The sequence below is a fragment of the Phosphitispora fastidiosa genome, assembly GCF_019008365.1.
GTDB lineage: Bacteria > Bacillota > Thermincolia > Thermincolales > UBA2595 > Phosphitispora > Phosphitispora fastidiosa.
In genome coordinates this window covers 39761-59005 of record NZ_JAHHUL010000003.1, presented here as the reverse complement: position 1 = coordinate 59005, position 19245 = coordinate 39761, and the positions used below count along the sequence as shown (strand labels likewise).

At 44.2% G+C, this 19245-nt stretch carries 12 protein-coding genes; 1 reads left to right on the top strand and 11 read right to left on the bottom strand.

The genetic code is table 11. The annotated features are described in order from the left end of the window. The 5 genes from hepT to mscL all read right to left on the bottom strand — a co-directional run bounded on the left by hepT (nt 1) and on the right by mscL (nt 9140). On the bottom strand, nt 1-3489 hold the full coding sequence (gene hepT, locus Ga0451573_RS04390; protein WP_331459382.1) for a type VII toxin-antitoxin system HepT family RNase toxin: 3489 nt from the start codon (nt 3487-3489) through the stop codon (nt 1-3). Between the two features lie 15 nt (nt 3490-3504). Further along, nucleotides 3505-3630 (bottom strand): hypothetical protein, encoded by a 126-nt coding sequence (locus Ga0451573_RS19690; protein WP_269438106.1) that lies wholly within the window; start codon nt 3628-3630, stop codon nt 3505-3507. Continuing rightward, entirely contained in the window at nt 3611-4045 is a 435-nt protein-coding gene (gene mntA, locus Ga0451573_RS04385; RefSeq protein ID WP_231682671.1) for a type VII toxin-antitoxin system MntA family adenylyltransferase antitoxin, read from the bottom strand. Before mntA ends, Ga0451573_RS19690 begins: the two co-directional genes overlap by 20 nt. Before the next feature lie 109 nt (nt 4046-4154). After that, nucleotides 4155-8546, bottom strand: coding sequence for an MBG domain-containing protein (locus Ga0451573_RS04380; RefSeq protein ID WP_231682670.1), 4392 nt, complete (start codon nt 8544-8546; stop codon nt 4155-4157). Nucleotides 8547-8702: 156 nt separating this feature from the next. Beyond that, nucleotides 8703-9140, bottom strand: coding sequence for a large conductance mechanosensitive channel protein MscL (gene mscL, locus Ga0451573_RS04375; protein ID WP_231682669.1), 438 nt, complete (start codon nt 9138-9140; stop codon nt 8703-8705). Between the two features lie 301 nt (nt 9141-9441). On the opposite strand from mscL, the gene Ga0451573_RS04370 reads away from it, so the two are divergent. Then, nucleotides 9442-10191: a type II toxin-antitoxin system Phd/YefM family antitoxin gene (locus Ga0451573_RS04370; protein ID WP_231682668.1), complete on the top strand. Its 750-nt coding sequence runs from the start codon at nt 9442-9444 to the stop codon at nt 10189-10191. A gap of 79 nt (nt 10192-10270) precedes the next feature. Here Ga0451573_RS04370 and Ga0451573_RS04365 read toward each other — a convergent pair whose 3' ends face one another. The 6 genes from Ga0451573_RS04365 to Ga0451573_RS04340 all read right to left on the bottom strand — a co-directional run bounded on the left by Ga0451573_RS04365 (nt 10271) and on the right by Ga0451573_RS04340 (nt 19168). Further along, on the bottom strand, nt 10271-10552 hold the full coding sequence (locus Ga0451573_RS04365; RefSeq protein WP_231682667.1) for a hypothetical protein: 282 nt from the start codon (nt 10550-10552) through the stop codon (nt 10271-10273). Continuing rightward, nucleotides 10549-16401: an anti-phage protein ProA gene (proA, locus tag Ga0451573_RS04360; RefSeq protein WP_231682666.1), complete on the bottom strand. Its 5853-nt coding sequence runs from the start codon at nt 16399-16401 to the stop codon at nt 10549-10551. Before proA ends, Ga0451573_RS04365 begins: the two co-directional genes overlap by 4 nt. Nucleotides 16402-16518: 117 nt before the next feature. Then, complete coding sequence (locus tag Ga0451573_RS04355) at nt 16519-17151, bottom strand: hypothetical protein (RefSeq protein WP_231682665.1); 633 nt, start codon at nt 17149-17151, stop codon at nt 16519-16521. Beyond that, the gene (locus tag Ga0451573_RS04350) at nt 17148-17906 is read right to left on the bottom strand and encodes a hypothetical protein (protein ID WP_231682664.1); all 759 of its coding nucleotides are present in this window, start codon (nt 17904-17906) and stop codon (nt 17148-17150) included. Before Ga0451573_RS04350 ends, Ga0451573_RS04355 begins: the two co-directional genes overlap by 4 nt. Beyond that, the gene (locus tag Ga0451573_RS04345; protein WP_231682663.1) at nt 17884-18786 is read right to left on the bottom strand and encodes an ABC transporter ATP-binding protein; all 903 of its coding nucleotides are present in this window, start codon (nt 18784-18786) and stop codon (nt 17884-17886) included. The genes Ga0451573_RS04350 and Ga0451573_RS04345 overlap by 23 nt, the downstream gene beginning before the upstream one ends. Beyond that, on the bottom strand, nt 18773-19168 hold the full coding sequence (locus Ga0451573_RS04340; RefSeq protein WP_231682857.1) for a GntR family transcriptional regulator: 396 nt from the start codon (nt 19166-19168) through the stop codon (nt 18773-18775). Before Ga0451573_RS04340 ends, Ga0451573_RS04345 begins: the two co-directional genes overlap by 14 nt. Nucleotides 19169-19245: the final 77 nt, after the last annotated feature.

Genomic DNA, 19245 nt, shown 5'->3' with positions numbered 1-19245 from the left:
TTATGCACTCCCTTCCGGTCTGTTAAAACCCCTCTCTGTCACCAGTCTTATCGGAACAGACCATGTAACTTCAGTGCCCCTCCCCGGACTGCTTTTTATCTGCAGTCCCTTTCCGTAAAGTTTCCTTAGCCTGTTATCTATATTGGACAGGCCGACACCGCTTCCAAATTTATGTTCAAAAACTCCGCCCTCCTTTTCCATATCCATACCGGCGCCATTGTCCTTAACCCTAAAACACAAAGCTGTTTCATCCCTTCTTATACCGATTTCAATACGTCCGCCTTCTTCTTGTGGTAATATGCCATGTACCACCGCATTTTCTACAATAGGCTGTAATACCAGTATCGGAACCCGCACTTCCAGATCATCTGTCAGGTCATAGACTACTTCAATCCTTTCTTCAAAACGCGCCTTCTCAATCTCAAGATATGACCTGACAAGCTCCAGTTCATTCTGCAGCGGGGCAAGCTGGCTTAAATCCTTGAAATCAAAGGTTCTTCTCAAATAATTCCCAAAATCTATAATCAGTTTTCTGGCTTTTTCTATGTCATATTGGGAAATTGAAACAAAAGTGTTTAAAGCATTATACAAAAAGTGTGGTTTGATCTGAGCCTGCAAAAAGGCTAGTTCGGAAGTCCTGGCCCTGTCTGCCGACTGCTTGAGCTGGATAAGGGTCTTTACCCTTGCTAAAAGCTCGTCTGTATCAAAAGGCTTGGCAAGATAATCATTAGCTCCTGCTTCCATACCCATAACGATGTCCTGAGTGGTTGTCCTGGCTGTCAGCATCAGTACAGGAAGCTCAGAAACAGTAAAGGTTCTTCTGATTTCACGGCATATCTCATACCCTGACAGGCCTGGCAGCATTACATCCAGAATGACAAGGCTGACATCGCCTGCAGCTTTAAATTCTTCAAAAAATTGCTCACTTGAAGCAACAGCGGTGACTGCATAGTTTTCCATCTTCAGAATCCCGGCCAGGGATATAAGGTTGGAGTTGTTATCATCCACCAGCATGATATGGGGGCCCTCCCCCCCATACCTGCATGAAAGCGTATCAGGGTAATTTCCGGTGTCTTCGGCAGCAGCTATTTCGGCTTCAACTCTGTCATCTAACAATGATTTTTCTTTGTCAGTTTCTGTAGCCACAGGAACAGAGAAACAGAATTTCGAACCTGCCCCTGCCTCCGATTCCACACGAATTTCCCCGCCGTGGGCTTCAACCAGATATTTGGTTACAGAAAGACCTAATCCTGTGCCTTCGCTTTTTCGGGTCAGGGAATTTTCAATCTGCCGGAAAGATTCAAATACAGTTTCAAGTTCGTCTTCAGGAATTCCAATTCCCGTATCCTCGACACAAATTTCAACCATGTTGTCCGCCTGGGCTGCCGATATCCTGATATATCCTGTTTCCGTAAATTTAATGGCATTTCCCACAATGTTGTATAAAATCTGGAGCAGCCTGTTTTCATCTGCATGAATGTCCGGGAGGTCATCGGGAAGATCAATAAGCATCTGGACACTTTCGCTCTTATTTAACCTTCCAAGTACATTGACAACGCTTTCAGCAATACGTTTCACATTTACCGTCCTGAAACTCAACTGGAGGTCGAGGTTTTTAAGTTTGGCATAATCCAGGATATCATTTATGAGGTTGGCCAGGCGCTTCCCGCTGCCGGTAATCAGGCTAAGTGCGGCTTTCTGTTTTTCATTTACCGCTCCCTCCGTTCCCCGGGATATTCCGTCAGCAATATTTATCATGGCATTGAGTGGAGTCCTCAGTTCATGGGATGTGTTGGCAAGAAACTCGTCCTTCATTTTATCAAGCTTCATCAGCTTTTCTGACAGCAGTTTCGACTCTTTGAAGGCTTCTGAGAATCGTCTTGCCAGGATAATGGCATTCAGGAAAAGAAAGATAAGAAAACCAAAGGAAGATAGTTCCCCAAAATCAGAGGAGATAATGTTGTCATGATAAAGCACATCATGGATGCCTCCCAAAGTAACAAGCAACGCTCCTGCCACTATAATTACAGAATCACCCCGGTTTTTGGCAAAAGCCATGGCGGCACAAATGACTGCATATCCTGCCGTAACAAGGCCCACAGTCTGAAACAGATATAAAAAACCGGTATAAACATGTATTGGAAATGACAAGATAAGCAGTAATGTTAAAACTGCATAGATTAGTAACAGTTTTTTGATTTTTTTGGAAACCTGCTCCGGAAAAAGTTCTCCCATAAGAAAGACAAGGACTATGGGAGCCCACGTCGTCGCAGCATAATCTATGGCAACAATAACATGATAACCGGTCTGAGGAACAATTCGGTTAATAATGAAATCCCCGTAAATAACAGTCATACTTATGGCGATCAGGCACAACAACGCAAAGTAAAGACTGCTCCTGCCTTCTTTGAGCATAAAAAAAATGCACAGATAGTAAAGCGCCATAATCAGGAAAGCCCCAACCAGGAACAAATCCTTATAGCCTATGGTTTTATCGTACTTGACCATATTTTCATGTGAGCCCATAAAAATAGGATTCCATACACCACCGCGGGCATAAGAAAAATTAGCAGCCTGAATAATTATGTCAAAATCTCCGGAAGGCGGGGTAAATTCTACCATAACAGGGCGGTATTCCGGTATAAAATGCTGGTTGTCCAGGGCGACCCTGCCAATGGAACCTGCCAGTTTATCATCTATGTACAGCTTATAAGCAGCAGAAACTGTCGGCATTCTAATAGCTAATTCCTGATTTTCCGGCGCATTTTTTACCTGCAGCCTGTATGTTGCAGCGCCGAAGCCGGGTAATCTTTTGCCGTCAATATTGTAACTGTTCCATACCTTAGGTACTTCAGCAAACAAGTCCGGGTCTATATTATCGCTATAAAGCTCATCGTAAGTAAGCAGTTTTTGCCAATAAAACTCCCACTCGCCGTTGAGGTTAAGATTAACCTCATTGCCCGGATTCCAATCAGACAAATCCATAATACCCTTTTGAATACGTGGTTTCGTGTAATGCTCTTTTGCCAATGTAGAGAAACCAATGACAAATATCGCCGCTAAAACCGGCAGAGTGATTAATACTGTGATAAATCTCTTTTTATATATCAGCATTCTCAAAATACACCTCTGGCGCAAAATCGGATAATAGTACGAACCAGTAATAAAACAATAATTCCTCTGCATAGTAGAAATTTCCTGCAAGAAATGTCGAAACATGGTTTTAAAAATCGATAAACCCCTCTCTGTCTCCAGAGAGGGGTTTATTATTGAAGCATAGACTTTACCATCATCTATCTTTTGGTATTCATGGACGATAATATTTCTCAGCCCTGTTGATGGCGCTATACTTAAGGCGAATTCCACCGGTAGTATTCCGGCTTCTGCCAATTCAATAAACGAAGAATAATAGTCAATTGTCGGGCCTTTATCCAAACACTTTAACAGCATATTATTAATATCTGTCGCTGCTTCAACAATAAGCTGAATTATTCTTTCAACTGTTCACTTATAGAGGGTATTATGAACATACTCTTCAAAAGAAATGTGCTCCAATTCCTTTAATTCCTTGTAATAACCCTGTAAAGCAGCCAGTTTCTCCATAATAATATCAAGCTCTATTCTTCCCATTCAATAATCCCTCCAACTGCTCCCGGAAAAATTCCTTTTTCCCTTGCCGGAATTTATCGGTATCGTAGTAATAGCGGTAACAATACAGCTTATATCGCTCAAACAGCCCTTCAGAACGTTCAAACAAAACCCTTCCCTTAACAGCAATTTCATACTTCAATAACCCGGAAGCTTTCTGTAAATCAATCAGATCTATTTTGCTATACTCAAAAATCCGGGACAGCTCGTTGATCAGCTCTAAATGCCTCTCAATCCCTTTTATCTCATCACCTAAATAAGCCAGATCGATATCACTTTCTCCCTGTCTAAAATCACCGGCAGCATAACTGCCCAATAAAACGAGTAAATTCAGTTGAAAACGCTGTGCCAATTCCTGCATTTTTTCCTGCGTTTTTTCTTGCACTTTATCTTGCATTTTTTCTCACCGTCTTTTAAATTGCCAGTTTGTCAGGTGGCTTTCCTTTATTATATCACAAATACTTCCATTTATTGCTCCTCTAATGTTTGTTGGGTCAAAAAGTTAATCACCGATTTGAGAAACGGTCTGTGTAAATTCTGTAAAGGAATACTGCTGCTTCGGCACGGGTAGTATTAGCGCGGGGGTTCAGCTTATCCCCCGAGCCTGTAATAAGACCTTCACTGACAAGTGCCGCCAGACTTTCTGCGCTGTAGCCGGCTATATCATTTTTGTCACTGAATTGATCCAGCACGGTAGAGTCGCCTAATATCTTTAGCCCTTTGAATTCCTCCAGGGCACGGGCTGTCAATACCATCATGTCCTGCCTGGAAATTTTCTCATTCGGGCTAAACCGGTTCCTTCCGCTGCCGGCGGTAATGCCGAGTTCTTTGGCAATGCCAACAGCTTCATAGTAGTATGTCCCAGATGCCACATCACTAAAGTTGCCGTCAAAGTCAGCTGTCAGACCCAGGGTTTTTACCAGCAGCACCAGATAATCAGCTCTGGTTATATTGGCAGCCGGTAAGTAGGTATCCGCTCCGGTCCCGTTGATGATGCCCTTTGAGGCCATGACTTCGATGGGTTTTCGGGCCCATTCCACACGGGACAGGTCACCAAAAGTTTTATATATAAAGGCCACTGCATAGTTGCTGAAATGGGTGGTGGTAAAGGTCACGCATCCAGTCTCCGGGTCATAACGGCCGCTGGGCACCGATACTGCTTTTCCGCTTCCATCAATGTACCAGACAACAATATGTTCCAGATCCTGCTGTTCTGCTGCTGTAGGTGTATAAGGAATAGAAACGGTTACCGGAGCATCCGGATTGTTCCACGCCACCTGTCGGCCGTCTATGGTCAGGGAAAGCTGTACCAGCGGACGGTCACCAAGTGCTGCTTTCACATCAGCGGACATGCTGGCCTTGTCCCCCCGGCCTATGGTAACAGCCGCTTTTTCTCCTGCCGCGTCTTCCGATCCTGTCAGCATGTCATCAGGTATGCCGATTGTGCCTAAGGGAGTCGTTAACAGCATTTCTTTATCCGTTCCGGTGGAAGACAATCCCGTCACAGAAGCTTCGAGGGTATATGAGCTTGCTGCTTCTACCTCAGGAATCACCAGTCGGATAGTTTTTCTTGCTCCTTCATTGGCTTCAGCCTTTCCAAAGAGGTATTCAAGCAGCCTATCATCCACTGATGCAGATACATTTCCTGTTGCACTGTCAAAAGTCCCTCCTGTAAGCTGCTCCGAAATTTCTGCCACAGGCTCCGGCTCGGGCTGAGGGATGATACTGCTGCCGCCATGGCTTCGGTTAATGGTCACAAGATAGGTTTTTGTAGTTACCTCATCTTCCGCTGTCACCATAACATTGATGGTATTAAGGCCAGTATTCAGGATGATGTCATCGGAAGCCTGTCCAGTGGATACCGATAAACCATTGATGCTAATGCTGGCATTGCTGTCCTCCGCCATGAGTGTGACAGTAATGCTTCCCACACGATTCGCCACACCGGCAATATAATTCGTTATTCCGGAATCAAAAGCAGGGCTGAAAGTCAAATTGTTTAGGTTCAAAGGATTACTGAGGGAAAGGCCGCTCAGGTGGGCATTAGTGCTTAAAATCCGCAAAGTTCCCGGTATGAAGGTGATCTCGTAATTATTCGAACTCAGGCCCGAAGGTGTAATAGTATAAGTGCCTGCATCTTCACCTTCTGCACGGTCTAAGGCAAGTGTTCCGCTTAGATTTTCTTCATCCTCTCCTGTTATAAATCCATCGTATGTAACCGTAAAGACAGGATCATCCGCTCCGTAAACCTTGCTTTTATCTTCTGCCCTAATGGATAAAGCTTTCTTATCGACAGTTAGTATTCCTGTTTCATAAGTAATTTCGTAGTTAACCGAGGTCAGGCCTGAAGGTGTAATGGTATATTCGCCCACATCTTCACCTTCTGTGCGGTCAAAGGCAAGTGTTCCGAGCAGGTCGCTTTCATTCTCACCTGCGATAAACCCGTCACAGCTTATTGTATAAGCGGGATCAGCCGCCCCGTAGACTTTGCTCTTATCCCCGGCTCTAATAGTCAGGGGCTTCTTAGTGATGGTCAGGACTGCTCCGGCATAAGTGATATCATAGTTAATGCCGGCAGTCAAAGTGCCCTGTTCTATCATATAGGTTCCCGAATTCTCACCGGGTATCCTGGCTAAGGCTCCAGTAATTCCATCAGCTCCCAGCAAGGCACCTGATGTTATCACATAAGTAAGCTCGGGATCCGGCTCGCCGTAAATCTTGCTTCCGGCATCCGCGGTAATGGTTAAGGCTATCGGTGTAATCTCCAGTTGTCCTGTCTGATAAATGATATTGTAGTTTGCGGAGGTCAGCCCCGATGGTGTGATGGTATATGTCCCGGCATTTTCCCCCTCCTGGCGGGTCAGGGCAAGGATACCGGTCAAACTGCTCTTATCCTCACCATTGACAAATCCCATATAGCTTTCTGTAAACAGGGGGTCTGATTCTCCATAGACCTTGGTCTTATCTGCGGCTTTGATGGTTAAGTCTTTTTTCTCTACTATCGTGGTTACAGTCTGCTGCAGCACCACCCCGGAATAATCAAAATTTACAGAATCAGCGGGGGTGAACACCATTTGATATCCTGCATTCTGTACCGGCGGGACAGCAGCAGCGTCCTCCCAGGCAAAGCTGCCATCGCCCGCAGCGCCCGTAAGCACAGCTTCCCCAAGGCTCTGCCCGTAGGTGAGTGAAGCAGCCGGGAATGTCACTGCCGGAGGTGTGGCTTTATTTACAACAATAGGAACTATAACTGAATCCCCATTATAATAGTCATCACCTGCTTTGGTTACGGTAATTTCAGCCGTTCCTGCCTTTAAAATGGTAACTGCACCACTCCCACTCACTGTAACAGCATCACCGGAAGTAACATTAAAGCTCAATAAGCCCGTACCGCCTGCCCCGCTGACAACCATGTCAAAAGCTGCATCACCGTACGTTATGGTATCTGGAATGCCGCTCAGCAGCAAAGCCTGATTAAGCTTATTGACCGTATAGCCCGTAATCTGTGGTAAATCAGTAGTATAATAGCTGTCAACACTGTCCTGAACATATTCCGCGGTAAATGTGTAGCTGCCGCCGGGAAGATCACTTTCAGTTATACCGGCTGTGCCGGCTGCAACCACACCTTCACGGGTGATGGGAGCACTTGCAATTTCAGCCCCATTGGCCTTAAAGGAAATACTCCCTTGTGGATCAGTATAGGAGAGCCCATTAACATTTACCGAAAAAGTAATATTATCCAAAGCATTTACCTGACTATTGGGAAGAGCAGTAAAGCTGCTTAAAGTAATTTTTTTATGCCCGTTCAAATAAGTCCCGGAATGTAGTCCCGCTCCCCCGCCACTGATTGTACAGGTGATAAAATCTGTCTGTGCATCTGTTCCGGTCGCATTCAGGTTAACCGTGGCGCTGTCATCAACCGTAAGTGTCCCGCCATCCCTGATAGTTTGGTCATAATTATCTCCTGAGCCGATATCTTTTCCGCTGCCACTGCCGCGTGCATTCACAACAGTATTACCTCCGGATACAGTTACTGTGCCTCCGGCAGCCCTGCGTGGGCTGCCGCCCCGTCCGCAGCCTATGCCGGCGCCGTTGGTTCCGGCGTTTGCGTTGACCGTACCACCCAGGATATTTATAATACCGCCTACCCCGTCACAGCCGCCGCCAATGCCTGCACCATTATAGCCACCGTTTGCGGTCACTGTGCCACCTTCAATAGTGATTGTCCCAGGGTAATTATAATCACCGCCGCCTAAACCGGCCGCCGAAGTCGTACCATTGGCGGTTATGCTTCCACCCCTGATGATGATGGTGCCATATTCACTGTATAACCCTCCACCGATACCTGCGCCGTATGTCCCGCCGTTTGCGTTGACCGTGCCGCCCTCAATTATGATTGTGCCTGCATTAGGCCTAACCCTGTCCGGCGCCCCGATTCCCGCAGAGTTATAGCCGCCATACACTGTCAGACTGCCTGTACTGGTCTGGGTAATAGTAAGTGTTCCGCTGCAAACCTGCAGGCCGGCAAATCCACTTCCGCTTCTGAGAGTGTTGCTGCCGCTCAGGGTGAGGTTCACCGTTGCCCCGGTCATCACAAAAGCCCCGCTGCCCGAATTAATGTTTACATTATTTATTGTAATATCAGCTGTTACGCCGCCATTGACCACAATTCGGTTTGCTGTCTCAGTTCCTGTGCCGGTAAGGATATAGCTGCCATCCTGAGTGATTATGACAACACTGTCCAAATAAGTATAGCCTGCACCGTCTCCACTCACTGTTTCCATATTGATTTCCCCAGCTTCTGCAGCAGACAGAACCGGAGACAAGCATGCCTGTCCCAACAATATCAGTACAGCAACAATATTGGTCAGAAAAAGTAACCGTAATATCTTTTTCATGCTGTTTTCCCCCTCAATAATTCTTCAATATGCCCACCTATAATATCACTTTTATATTAGTAAAAAGTGCCATTATTGCTACTTTTAATAATATCATACAGTTATGGCAATATAAAGAACAAAATTCCCCATTTAAACGGGGAATTCGTAAATTCACTATTCGGTTACAGAAGTGCAGTTGGGACATCTGCTGGCATCAATATGTATTTCACTGTAACAGTATTTGCATTTCTTGGTGGTTGCGGGTGCCGGTTCTTCTTCTTTTTTCCTGGCAAAACGATTCAGCTTCCTGATTACAATAAAAATAGCAAAGGCTATTATCACGAAATCCAGAATGTTATTGATAAAAAGTCCGTAATTTAAAGTGGCCACCCCGGCTTTCCTGGCTTCATCCAGGGTTTTGAAACTGCCCTGACCCAGGGTTATGAAAAGATTGGTGAAATCGACATTTCCGAGCAGCAGACCAATAAAGGGCATTATTATGTCATTTACCAGTGATGTGATAATCTTTCCAAATGCACCGCCAATTATGACACCTACTGCCAGATCTATGACGTTCCCCTTCATAGCAAACTCCCTGAGTTCTTTCCACATAAAAAATCCCCCTCTTATTCCTTTATTTTCTTATTGTTTGTGTTAAAAGCCATATCATCTCTCCTCTTTAGTAACTTTCAACTCTTTGGTAAAAATCTGCCCATGGTATTCCAGGTTTCTCTTGTAATCCAGCTCGACAAAATCTGTCGGCTTTACTTTACATCCATCCTTTTACCCCAAATTATATCATATTAACATACGCGTTGCTCAACTTTTGGCATAATCATAGAATATCGCACGATATTCTATTAATTGTATTTTTTCGTACCATATGGTATAATTTTCGTACGAGGTGATAAATATGAATGATACAACAAAAGTTGTTACCGCAACAGAATTTAAGACTAATCTGGGCAAGTACATTGACTATGTCATTGAAAACCACGAGGTCGTGGTTACCAAAAACGGCAAGAAAGCCGTACGACTCACTCCATATATTACAGAAATCGAACGATATTTCACAGTCAAGGAAAATGCTCTGGATTATCAATACGGCGGCAAGAAGGTATCATATGAAGAGTTTATGGAAATTTATGAGAAAAGTGACCTCAGAATGGAATACATCAATGGCGAAATAGTTCTTTTAGCTTCACCTGATACCTTCCATCAAAGTATTTCCGGTAATCTGTACATCCATTTGCATACATACCTAAAAGGTAACAAATGCAAGGTGTTTTATGCGCCTTTTGATGTCCATTTTTTCAAAAAGGAATTTGAGACACCGGATGTAATGCAACCTGATCTGCTCATCGCCTGTGATCTGAAGGATTCCGTTAATGAAAAGGGGCGGTATATGGGTACACCCACCCTGTGTGTTGAGATTTTATCAAAAAGCACCCGCACAAAGGATATGGTAGATAAACTCAATACATATATGCTGTCAGGCGTCAGGGAATTCTGGGTTGTCGATCCCCAAAAACATTCAGTCCTGGTATATGGCTTTCAAGACTTTGACATTGATGAATACGCCGGCTATAAGACCGGAGATACCTTAGTTTCCTATTTCTTTGAGGGTTTGGAGATAGCAGTGGACAAAATATTTGAGGCTTAGCGCAGGGAATTAAAACGAACCCCCAAACGGAGTTAGCTCCGGCAGCTCCGATGCGGGGGTTTATCATCCATCATATTTTCTATTCTATCGATACATCATCACCGGCTGATGCCTCAAATGTCTGCAGAATTGAGCTTCCTTCTTTGACCGTCCCGGTAATATCGGCATCTTCAAAATCATACCAAATGTCGTCACAAATGCCTTGCAGAAAATCTTCCTTCTCAGAGGCTGAAAAAGAATCCCAGTCTGACTCGTCTACCTTTATTGTAACCCTGATATCATCCTCGTAATAATCCACCAGGTAATCTTCCAAATCGGGTAAGTCACCAACCTCCAGCCTCTCATGTTCAGAAAAAATCATCCTTTGATAATTACCCTGTCTGCACCATCAAGGACTACATAATTTCTTTTTACAGCCTCTTTTAGGCCCACAGAAATAATCTTCTCAATAGAAGCACTGCCACGGGAAAAACCGAAGATTTTATATACTTCCCTGATTAAATCCGGTTTGAGTATACTGACCTGACTTTTTAAAATGTGTTTTATCGCATTAGCTATTTCCTCGGAACAAAGGTCTTCCATGTTTCTGCGGGTGGCATCACTTGCCGGGACCCGGAACATGGTATATTCAGCCGGTACTTGCGAACTGTTCCAATAGAACGCAACATTATGGGAAATGTTTTTCTTCAACTTCAGCTCCCGAAAAAATTCTTCAAACCGCTTCTCCAGCCGAGTTCCCAAACGCGCTATATCCCACGCGCCCAGAACGCGCCGGCACAACAGATTCTTGCTTACCGGGGCTTCCACTTCCAAAACCTGTTCGATTTGCGTCTGAATCAGCCCGTTATTCTGCGGCAGATAGAATTCATCTACTCCGCCGCTGCTGCCCTGTAAAACACAAACCTCATACCTGACATTTTCATCAACAGGTGTGTTTTTGGCAGGGGGTTCTGCTTTATTGTCAGCATAATTAAATCTGACCGGCCTGATAGTTTCCGGGGTTGCCTTTACCATGGGTTTTTCCTCTTTGTTTATAAGCGCTTGCTCCACGGCAGTGCGGATTTTCTCCAGTTCCCTGTCTTGGTTCTCCCACCAGTCCAAAATCCACAGCCGGTATATATTCCAGCCCAATGACTGCAGTACATTACTTTGCAGAATATTTCTGTCCCGTGCTGTATTTGCCGAGTGATAGGTCTTCCCATCACACATTATTCCTAATATGTATTCATCCTTTTTATCCGGGTGAACTATGGCGATATCAATTTTGTACCCGGAACAACCAATATTGGTTTTAACTTCGTAGCCCAGTTTCCGGATTTTTTCTGCAATCAGTTTTTCGGTAATCCCCTTTTTCACAGACATATTTGATGCCTTAGCAGCCAAAGCGCTCTTCCCCTTCTGCGCATACTCCAGGAATGCCTTTAATCCTTCCACTCCCAATGATCTTGTTTTGGATAAATCAATTTGTTCCGGCCTAAGGGTGGAAAACACCATCATTTCATTTCTCGCCCGGGATACTGCGACATTTAATCTGCGCCAGCCACCCTCCCGGTTAACCGGGCCGAAGTTTAAGGTTACCTTTCCGGAAGCATCCGGGCCGTAACCAACGGAAAACAGAATTACATCACGTTCATCACCCTGTACATTCTCCAGGTTTTTGACAAAGATCGGCTCATATGACCGGTTATTTATTTCTTCAAGTTCAGGATTTTTGGCAAAGACCTCTACCAGTAAATCATCGATTAAATTCTGCTGTACCGAGTTGAAGGTTACCACCCCTATACTTTGTTCACAAAGCAGAGGATCACTTAATCTCCTGATTATTTCAGAGGTTACGGCCTCGGCCTCAGCCCGGTTCTGTTTTGTTTTACCTCTGTCGTAATAGCCCTCTACCGGGACATATTTCACACATGATACCAGATCATTGGGTGATGGGAAAGTAAACAGGTTACCATAATATTGTATATTACTAAATGCTATCAGACTCTCATGACGGGAACGGTAATGCCACCGCAAATGCTGTTGCGGCATGGATAATGCCAGACAGTCGTCCAGGATACTCTCCAAATCTTCCTTTTCATAATTGTCCTCATCAACCCTGTCCGGGTTAAAAAAGTTTGTTGGCGGTAACTGTTTTGGGTCACCGACCACGATAACATTGCTACCCCGGGCCATTGCCCCGACAGCCTCACAGGTCGGCATTTGTGATGCTTCATCAAACACAATCAGGTCAAACTGGGGGTATTGGGGGTCAATGTACTGGGCAACTGAAATCGGGCTCATCAGCATACAGGGACATAATCTTCTAAGCAGGTTGGGAATACCGTCAAACAGTTTCCGGATAGATAACATCCTGCCTCCGCTTCTGATTGCCTTTTGCAGTATCCCGATTTCCGAGGAATTGGCAAAACTAGCCGGGGTCGCCGGTATCTTGGCGCTCAATCTCGAAATAAGTTCATATTTTGTAAGGGTTTCATAATCAGCGCAGGTTTGCTTATATTTTGAGATTTCATTTTCAAAAACAGCCCCATTAAAATCAGATAAGCATTTTTCCTCTTCAACAACAAAAACGGCACACGCATGGGAGACTCCCCGATAGAACACCGGTAAAAGTTCTTCTTCAGATGCCTGACCGCTCTCATAGGCCAAAATCAGATTTGACAGTCCTGCTTCTGATACTTTTGCTTTAGTACTTAAGTAGGTACACCAGTTTCTCAGGTTCTCCAGGTTTTCCAACCATTCCCCAGCCTTTTTGAGGACGTCTGCCGGCCAATCTGCGCTTTCTCTGAGCTTATCAAACTCGATTCCAGCCTTTTGGGAAAGGTTGTCTTCGATCACCTTTATCCGGTCCCAGTGGGCAGCCACAGATTTTAAAGCATCCCCGTAAGAGTGCCGGAATCCGGTTAAATCAGTTAACACTTCGGCAACAATTCCGGACCTCACGGCCTGTCTCTCCGAGCTACTGTTACAAATAGCCGAAATCAGGGCATTCCCTTTAACGGCAGCGGCATAGGTCTCACTGATTGCCGTCCAGTCTGCCCGGCCCTCGTGCCACAATAAGCCGAACAATTCATTAAACAGATCTTTCTGTTCATCAATTGCCTTTGCTTTTGCCTTATACTGTAAGACCAGGTTCATGTAGACAACTGTCTTCTCTTTTTTAAATTCACCTGGATTTTTCGCCATCACCTTAAGGGATTTGGCAACTTTGTTCTGCCCCAGGAGTTTTGGCAGGAACCATTTTGTTTCCGCTAATCTCCACTGCTGCATAGCAGTCTCCGCATCGAAGGAAAGAATTGCCTCGGAAAACTCGGATAAAAGCTGCTTCTGCAGCTCATTCCGTTTCCCTCCCTCTTCACAGACCATGGCCACAGTTTCCTGCAGCAAGCTAAGCTCCTGATAGGCAAATAACTTGCCCGGTATGGTTTGAGTTATGTTGAGCAGTGTAATTAAATCTATGAAGGCGCGAAGCTGGCGGTAAGACAGGGGTTTTTCCAACCCGAGCAGCCGCCCAAGCTTCATGATTCCATCCTGCAAATTGCTTGTTGCCTCTACATAATTTTTCAGGTCTTTCCTGATTTCATCCTTAATACTTTGAGAATAACTGCATTTGGCAAATGCGCTTAATGGATTACAGGCAGCGCCGCCACATTCCAGGCCTGCGGTTTTCAATTCACCTGCCAGGTCAACCCAAAGTGTATATTTTTCCGGGGTCAGGGTTTTGATTTGTTCCCGGGTAAACTTTATGCAGTCGGCATAGTCCCTGTATTGCTCAAAACAGGTAATGGCATCATAGAGAGAAAATCCGAAATGCCTTTTCTGATGAACCGCCGCAACCACACTGTTTAGTTTTTTCCGCAAACCGTGCAGGCGGTTGGCCTGGGACTCATATTCCTGCGGTGACCGGTATTTTCCAATTGTCAGCACCTTCTCCAACTGCTCCAGCACATCTTTTTTCCTGGCCTTATTGGAGTGCAATTCCAAACAGAAAGGCGCTAACCCAATTGACTCCAGTCTTTTTTGCACCACAGACAGGGCCGCCATTTTTTCGGCAATAAAGAGCACAGACTTACCCTGGAACAATGCATTGGCAATAATGTTAGTTATCGTTTGCGATTTGCCCGTCCCCGGGGGTCCGTGTAAAACAAAACTGTTCTCTCTGCCAGCCGCGGCAATCGCCGACAATTGTGATGAATCTGCATTGATAGGCACTGCCAGGTCCTGGGGGCTGTAAACATCATCCAGGGTATCGGGAGAAGGGAAATCTTCATTTGGTATCCACTCCATCTTACCTGACAGTAAACTGGCGACAACCTTATTTTCCTTCAAATCATCCGAACGATTGCGGATATCATTCCACATAATGAACCGGCTAAATGAAAACAAGCCGATGAAAGCAAATTCTTCCACGTCCCACCTGGACTTTCCCATCACAGCCTGGCGAATTATGTTGAAGACCATCTTTAAATCTATACCGCTGGCATCAGTTGGCAACGGGTCTAAACCGCCAATAGTCAGGCCAAAATCCTGACGCAGCATTTCCAGCAGGGTGATGTTCATTTGCGGTTCCTCATCACGGCTGCGAATAACATAGCCCTTCTGGGCAGACTTGCGCACAATCTCGACGGGAATCAACACAACCGGTGCATATCTGGCCTTTTCACTGACTTCAGACTCGTACCATTTTAAGAAACCCAGCGCCAAAAAAAGCGTGTTTGTGCCATTCTCCTCCAGGCTGAGCTTCGCCTGGCGGTAGAGATTGGTAACACGATAGGCTACCTCATTTTCTTCAATAAAGGTCCGTATTCTTCTGTTGGCAAACTCCGTTCGGGACAGACTGTCCAAGGCCGAGGCCTGGTTTTCCACTGCAAATATTTTGGCATCACGCAGCGTATTGTTCCAATCCCTGGGCTTTGCCATGATTTGAAACTCCTGGCCCCCGGCCAATTCGTCTTCCAGTTCCCCCAATTGGCTGACCATCAATTGGATAGTGGTTTTTGTAACCCGGAAGTTGACCAGGGTGTTTCTCAAACTCAAGTCAAGCAGCTTACGTTCCCAAATTTGCTGACGGGTCAGGTCAAGATGGTCAACCTGTTTTATCTTTTCAAATACTTCAAGTTCTTCAGGCACATTTACCAAATCCTCTATTCCGCCTGACGAGGTTTGCCCGGGACCCATTTCATCACAAATAACCCGGCCATCATCCGAAGTCTTCAATAAAGGAATCGGTCTTATCCCGCTCCCCCGGGAACGCTTAACATCAACCAGAAAATCAAATTGCCCGACATCAGTCAAGTTATTTTTCCCTTCTTTAACCGCATCCTCAAAAGTCATTGTTTTGCCGGCAACATAGCAGGTAGCCTCAACCAGACAAATTTCATTGATGCCTTCCGCTATCCTTTTGGTGACCAGGGAAACATCATCCTGCACACATTCGGCAAAACACTGGTCTTCCAGCCAGCAACCGGCAAATGCATGCCCTTTTAGAAAAATAACCAGGGGATTGAGACCAACTGCTTCCAGACAGGAAGCATACAACAGTGACAGATCAAGACAGGTCCCCATCTTCTGAGAGAGCACTGTATCACAGAGGCGGACCCGCTGCCCTATGCTTTCGTAACTCGCCGGCGGCATGCAATAGGTGATATTTTCTTTCTGCAGGACCGCATAAATAGCAGCCATCTGCATTTTTACCGCATTTATGTTATTGCTTTGATATCCGGTAAAAGAAGGGCTGCCACACCATTCCTGCAGTATCGGCTTAGATTTCATGATAATCTCAGTGACCTTAGGGTGGTTGGGAGTAATAAAGGCACATATTATCTCCGGCATAATCAGGCTGCCGCTCCATTCATTAAAAGCCAGTACGCCGATATCATGTGCCACACTTGCCAGTAAGGATTCACCATGTTTTACTTCAACGAAAACGGTACCCGACATTTTTTCTGTCAGGCTGTATAAAAACACCGGAGACAGTTTAATATTCAGGGGACCCAGTTCTACCGCCTGTAATCCGGGTATTACTTCAATCCTCATGGTCCACTGATGGGCAAATTCCGGTTCTACTGTAATCTCAATATCTATATCTCTGATATCTTCCTCGCGAAGGTTTTTTACGGTTAGTTTTTTTATGATTGGAACATAGTTCTGCTGCATGGCAAAATTAACGACATCACTGAATGAACCCTCAACCAATATCCCTTCATCCATTTTTCTAACCCCCTTCATAACAGAGCAAAACTGTCCATAAACAATACCCATATTATACCACTATAATTAATTATTGTATATGATTCGGCAGGTTACAAAAAAGGTGAGCTCTGGTGCTCACCTTTTTGGAATAATCTGAAAGCCCGGATTATCAGAATCGATTTGGAGGCCTTTGGGAATACGTAAATAAAGCAGCGGGTTTCCGGCAACATGGCTTATTTGATGCCCCTGCCTGCCTTGTTCTGCACTGTTACCCCAAAATTGGGCCACAGTAAAATCCCTGTTGAACTTCACAAACTCAACTTGATAAAGGTCCATTGGTTTTATTATTAATTCATTTCCTGATAACCTAACTTTTGGCGGTTCTATCCTGCCGGTGAAGTCAATCCCCTCCAAAATAGTAAGCGGCATATAACTGCTTATTTCAATTTTATTATCGTCTGCTTCCTTCCTTTGGGCTACGATTGTTAAATTATGGTCTGTCTCAATAATCTTAAGTTCATTTCCAGTGTAATCAAAATTCCATTGCCCATTGACGGATACACCTTCAACCTGATCTAATTTCCCTTCTATTGCCGCTTCATATAAATTCCCCGCAGCAAGCTGAGCTTTTGCTATCTTTTCTGAAGTAAGGATATCCTGAGCAAAAAAACTCTCCTTGGGAATCATATAAACAGCGGCAGCGGATAAAAGCAGGATAGCTAAATATATACCTAAAATCCACTGTAACTTTTTATTATTTACCATCACTGCCTTACCTCCAATCTATTGGACATAATTATTCCACCCCAAAAAAGTACAACGACAGTTATCATTACTTTTAATGCAAACAGTGTAAATGACCCTTCATTAGTAAAAAATTCGGTCAGCTTTACAAAAGTCTGCGGCTTACCCGCAATTCTGGTTTCCGCAATCATGGCGCCAAATATAAGTGCAGGCAGTAAAACAACAAATATTTTATGCAGTTGGGCCAGTACACCCACAAAATATCCAAGGGAGCTGACCAAAATAATGTATAAAGCTGCGGCTATAGTGCCGGCAAGTAATTCCTGAGGTAAAATTAAGAAGTTTTCGCTGACAATATTTTGGCTTCCAGTGGACAAATACACTATAACCCTTATCAGATAGCCTGCCAAAGATGCTGTAATTCCACCTGCAACACCTGCCGTTAATAAAAAAGCAATATTAGATATATTACTGCTCAGCCGATTAGATACAAAACCAAAATCAATATTTCGATAGTCGTTTGTGGTTAAATAAATCGCCACCACAAAAGCCCACATTAAAGTAAAACTTATAACCATATCCGCAGAAAACCAGTTAACAGAAAATTGTATATTATTAGAGCTCATTCCCGAAGAACCCGAGACCCCACCGGATGAAAACAGAAGCGCCACTATCTGAACTCCAACCATATTTAAAAACATGCTCATATAACCTCTGAGCTTATAAAAATACTGCCTTTTAGTAACTTCAATCAAATTAGTTTCTGTCAAAGACATCATCAATACCCCCTTTGTTTCTGGAAGTAAGAAAAACACAAAGCTCCTCAGTTGCCACAGGAGTTATTTCGACTCCTGACAACTTTACATTTTGCAGCCTATCCTCCGTAAAATCGTTTTTTACGACAACATAGGCGCTGTCTTTCCCTATGTTTTCCTTATGGTAAATTTCTTTGCCTGTCGCCAGTTCCTGAATTATACCTGCTTTCCCCTTTAGACAAATGGCCAATTCCTTAAGTTCTTCAACAGGCATATGCATACATTTTTGGCCTTCCCTTAATAATAAAATATCTTCCAAGACATGTTCCACTTCATTTAAAAGGTGACTTGATATAATTATCGTCCGCGGATTTTGAATGTAATCCTTAAGTAAAGCCCTGTAAAAATCTTTTCTGACTGCTACATCCATTCCTGTTGTCGGCTCATCATAAATTGTCAGCGGGCATCGGGCAGACAGCCCAATGATCATATTAAAAGCGCTCTTCATACCCTTTGAAAGGTTACTGTGAGGCTGCCCGGGATTCAAATTAAAATAATCGATAAGGCCGTTAGCGAGTCCTGCATCCCAGTTATCATAAAAATTATCTGCCGTTTCAAGGATATCCACGAGGTGCAAAGAAGCCGGGAAACTCATATTATCATCAATAAATATCATATTGGCAGATACTTTAATGCTGTTAAAAGGGTTTTCCGAAAAAACCTCAATCTCTCCTGAAGTCTTATGTAAGAAACCGGCAATCAGTTTTAAAAGTGTTGTTTTACCGGCCCCGTTGCGCCCAATTAACCCGGTAATCTTATTTCCTTCGATATTAAAAGAAAGGTTATCTACAGCCTTCAGGTTCCCATATGTTTTGGTAAGTCCCCAGGACTCAATTACGTTCATGATCCCTTCCCCCCATAAATTTTTTAGAAGTCCTTATCATGCTAATCAGTTCATTTTCATCTACACCTAAACGCTCCGCTTCCGTAACCAATTCCAATACCAAATTTTTTAACATTTGATTTTTCCGTTTCTCCAGAATACTTTCTTTCGCCTTGGGTGACACGAACATACCCAGTCCCCGCTTTTTATATAAGATTTTTTCGTCAGCCAATATATTAAGCCCTTTGGCTGCAGTGGCCGGGTTAATATTGAACATCTCGGCAAGTTGATATTGAGAGTATATTTTTTCATCACTCTTTATGCTTGCGGAAAGTATTTCTGTTTCCAGCCATTCTGCAATTTGGATATATATGGGTTTCATTCCTTCGGTGTTAAGCTTCAGCTGCGACACCCCCTAAAAACCAGCACCAAATTAGTACTTTACTGTTGTAATGTAGTATACACTATTTGTGCCTATAA

Coding starts and splice junctions, on each gene's coding strand:
- Ga0451573_RS19690 (WP_269438106.1), bottom strand. CDS start 3,630: ATGGGAAGAATAGAGCTTGATATTATTATGGAGAAACTGGCTGCTTTA.
- mntA (WP_231682671.1), bottom strand. CDS start 4,045: ATGCAAGATAAAGTGCAAGAAAAAACGCAGGAAAAAATGCAGGAATTG.
- Ga0451573_RS04380 (WP_231682670.1), bottom strand. CDS start 8,546: ATGAAAAAGATATTACGGTTACTTTTTCTGACCAATATTGTTGCTGTA.
- mscL (WP_231682669.1), bottom strand. CDS start 9,140: ATGTGGAAAGAACTCAGGGAGTTTGCTATGAAGGGGAACGTCATAGAT.
- Ga0451573_RS04370 (WP_231682668.1), top strand. CDS start 9,442: ATGAATGATACAACAAAAGTTGTTACCGCAACAGAATTTAAGACTAAT.
- Ga0451573_RS04365 (WP_231682667.1), bottom strand. CDS start 10,552: ATGATTTTTTCTGAACATGAGAGGCTGGAGGTTGGTGACTTACCCGAT.
- proA (WP_231682666.1), bottom strand. CDS start 16,401: ATGGATGAAGGGATATTGGTTGAGGGTTCATTCAGTGATGTCGTTAAT.
- Ga0451573_RS04350 (WP_231682664.1), bottom strand. CDS start 17,906: ATGATGTCTTTGACAGAAACTAATTTGATTGAAGTTACTAAAAGGCAG.
- Ga0451573_RS04345 (WP_231682663.1), bottom strand. CDS start 18,786: ATGAACGTAATTGAGTCCTGGGGACTTACCAAAACATATGGGAACCTG.